3 protein-coding genes and 1 pseudogene are annotated in these 3012 nt (G+C 37.3%); all 4 read left to right on the top strand.

Annotation, left to right across the window (positions count from 1 at the left end):
• A pseudogene (locus AC1DG9_RS25660) lies at window positions 1–295 on the top strand (aldehyde dehydrogenase (NADP(+))); the annotation flags it as partial.
• A gap of 21 nt (window positions 296–316) precedes the next feature.
• Window positions 317–1660, top strand: coding sequence for a deoxyguanosinetriphosphate triphosphohydrolase (locus tag AC1DG9_RS25655; RefSeq protein ID WP_337716081.1), 1344 nt, complete (start codon window positions 317–319; stop codon window positions 1658–1660).
• Window positions 1661–1667: 7 nt separating this feature from the next.
• A complete protein-coding gene (locus AC1DG9_RS25650) occupies window positions 1668–2633 on the top strand; it encodes a YpdA family putative bacillithiol disulfide reductase (protein WP_288881718.1) in 966 nt (321 codons plus the stop codon).
• A 55-nt stretch (window positions 2634–2688) separates the two neighbouring features.
• Window positions 2689–3012 (top strand): BlaI/MecI/CopY family transcriptional regulator (locus AC1DG9_RS25645; RefSeq protein WP_477635524.1); only part of this gene is annotated, 324 nt, incomplete at its 3' end.

The following is a 3012-nucleotide window of genomic DNA, read 5'->3' as shown; positions in this document are numbered from 1 at the left end:
AGGTAATTTGATTCCTGTAATTGATATAATCACCCAAAAAGCGGGTCGTGTGATCTATAACGGTTTTCCTACAGGTGTAGAAGTTTGTCATTCAATGCAACATGGTGGACCATTCCCGTCAACCACCGATGGAAGATCAACATCTGTGGGTACTGCAGCAATTTATCGTTTTTTAAGACCGGTGTCTTATCAGGATATTCCAGATGAATTACTTCCTGCAGCATTACAAAACAGTAACCCACTGAGTATTTTGAGGTTGATAGATGGCTCATGGAAAACTGATTTAATACCTTAACTTCGTGCTTATTTTTAAGCTATGAATTGGGAAAAGTTATTGTCATCAAAACGATGGGGAAATGAAGATAGGTTTACTGGAAATCAAAAAGAAGCTCGTTCCGAGTTTCAAAGAGATTATGACAGGATCATATTTTCATCGCCTTTTAGAAGATTACAAAACAAAACCCAGGTATTTCCTTTACCAGGCAGTGTGTTTGTTCATAACCGACTTACACACAGCCTGGAAGTTGCGAGTGTTGGGCGATCATTGGGTACGATCTTTTACAACAGGATAAAAGACTCAGATGCCAATATAGATGAAACCTGTCCGCTGCTATGTGAAATAGGAAACATTATTGCATCTGCTTGCTTGGCTCATGATCTGGGTAATCCGGCCTTTGGTCATTCTGGTGAATCAGCCATATCGCACTATTTTAACAGTGGTGATGGGAAGATATATCAGGAACAGGTAAATGAGGCACAGTGGGAAGATTTGATCCATTTTGAGGGAAATGCCAATGCATTAAGAATATTAACCCACCCATTTGCAGGAAAAGGAACAGGAGGATTTGCATTAACTTACTCTACACTTGCTGCGATAGCTAAATATCCATGTGCATCTGTAGCAGGCCATAATAAAAAGAATATTTATACTAAAAAATACGGTTTCTTCCAGTCAGAGCAAAGCGGATTTGAAAAGATTGCTGAAGAGATGGATCTTATTAAGGTTCAGGAATCGCCTTTGATTTATAAGCGACACCCACTTGTGTATTTAGTAGAAGCAGCAGATGACATTTGTTATAATATTATTGATCTGGAGGATGCACATCGTTTAAAAATCCTTTCGTACAAGGAAGTTGAAACTTTACTTTTGCCTTTGTGTAATGATGTTAAAATGCCATCAAGGCTAGCTGAAATGGAAGATGATGATGCCAAAATCACGCTCATGAGGGCAAAGTCGATAAGCACATTGATATGGCAATGCTCAAATGTATTTTATCAGGAACAGGAATCGATATTAAACGGTGACTTCAATATAAGTTTGATGGATGCTATTGAAGCGCCATTCTTATCCGTAATGAAAGAAATAGAAAAGATTTCAATAAAAAAAATTTATAACTATTCTTCTGTTGTACAGATCGAAGTAGCAGGTTATCAGGTAATGGGCGGGCTTTTAGAAGAGTTTATTCCAGCCTACCTGCAAAACGAATCAAAATACCATAAGAAACTGGTTGAATTGATACCGAAGCAATTTTTAACAGAGAAGAATGATGTTTATTCTAAAATCCAAAGCGTATTGGATTTTGTTTCAGGAATGACAGATATCTATGCTGTTGAGTTATTTAGGAAAATTAAGGGAATATCTTTTCCTTCAATGAGTTAATAATAAAATGGAAGTTACAGATATACTTATTATAGGAGCAGGGCCAATTGGTATTGCCTGCGGTATTGAAGCAAAAAAAGCAGGCTTATCGTATGTGATCATCGAAAAAGGATGTCTGGTGAATTCATTATATAATTATCCTCAGAATATGACTTTCTTCTCCACATCAGAGAAACTGGAAATAGGGGGAGTTCCTTTTGTTTCAAATAATCCTAAACCTACCAGGTCCGAAGCATTAGAGTATTACCGCAGGGTAGCACTTAAATTTGAATTAAATACAAAGCTTTTTGAATCTGTTGACGATGTTGCGAAGCAAGATGTTGGCTTTATAGTAACCACTTCAAAATCAAGCTATCTTACCAGAAATATTATCATCTCTACCGGATTTTATGATCTCCCGAACAAAATAGATATACCCGGCGAAGATCTTCCCAAAGTAGCGCACTATTATAAAGACCCGCATTATTATGCAATGCAAAATGTAATTGTAATTGGGGCCAGTAATTCATCGGTAGATGCTGCCTTGGAAACCTATAGAAAGGGCGCCAATGTAACCATGGTAGTCCGAGACGAATCGATAAGTAAGCGGGTTAAATACTGGGTTAGACCGGATGTTATGAATCGCATTGAGGAAGGAAACATTAAAGCTTATTTCCATTCTGAATTGGTTAGCATAGCAAATGATACCGCTGATATTCGAACACCAGAGGGAATAATTACCATACCAAATGATTTTGTGCTGGCCTTAACCGGTTATCAACCCAATTTTGAGTTGCTAAGAAAATTTGGTGTTAAGCTTAGTGAAGACGATAAGTGCCTGCCGGAACACAATTCACAAACAATGGAGACCAATGAAAAGGGTATTTATTTGGCAGGTGTTGTTTGTGGAGGTATGGATACCCATTTATGGTTTATAGAAAACTCAAGAGACCATGCTGTTAAGATCATAAGCGATATTAAAAAGAAAGCTTAAAAAAAATATTTCACATATTGTTTGTTTCGTACGAAAGTTATCCTACCTTTATGTTATGAAACAGAATAAACCTATTGATGCTATTCCTGAGCCTACAAGAGCGGAGCTTGAAATTTTACAGGTTTTATGGGAATTTGGCCCTTCTACAGTGCGCTTTGTTAATGACACACTGAATGAGCAAAGAGATGTAAATTACACCTCTACACTTAAGCAAATGCAAATCATGGCAGATAAAGGGATTCTTAAACGCGATGAGCGCCAGATGAAGCATATATACATTCCCGTAGAAGCCGAAAATAAAACTAAGGATCAACTCTTGAATCGTTTCGTAAATACCAATAAAACTAAGGATCAACTCTTGAATCGTTTCGTAAATACC

The organism is Pedobacter sp. 05L430 (assembly GCF_056397585.1).
Note: the sequence above shows the minus strand (reverse complement) of the source record. Positions and strands in the feature narration are given on the sequence as shown.

Bases quoted from the DNA above. Each gene is read 5' to 3' on its own strand.
- AC1DG9_RS25655 (WP_337716081.1), top strand. From the start codon at position 317: ATGAATTGGGAAAAGTTATTGTCATCAAAACGATGGGGAAATGAAGAT.
- AC1DG9_RS25650 (WP_288881718.1), top strand. From the start codon at position 1,668: ATGGAAGTTACAGATATACTTATTATAGGAGCAGGGCCAATTGGTATT.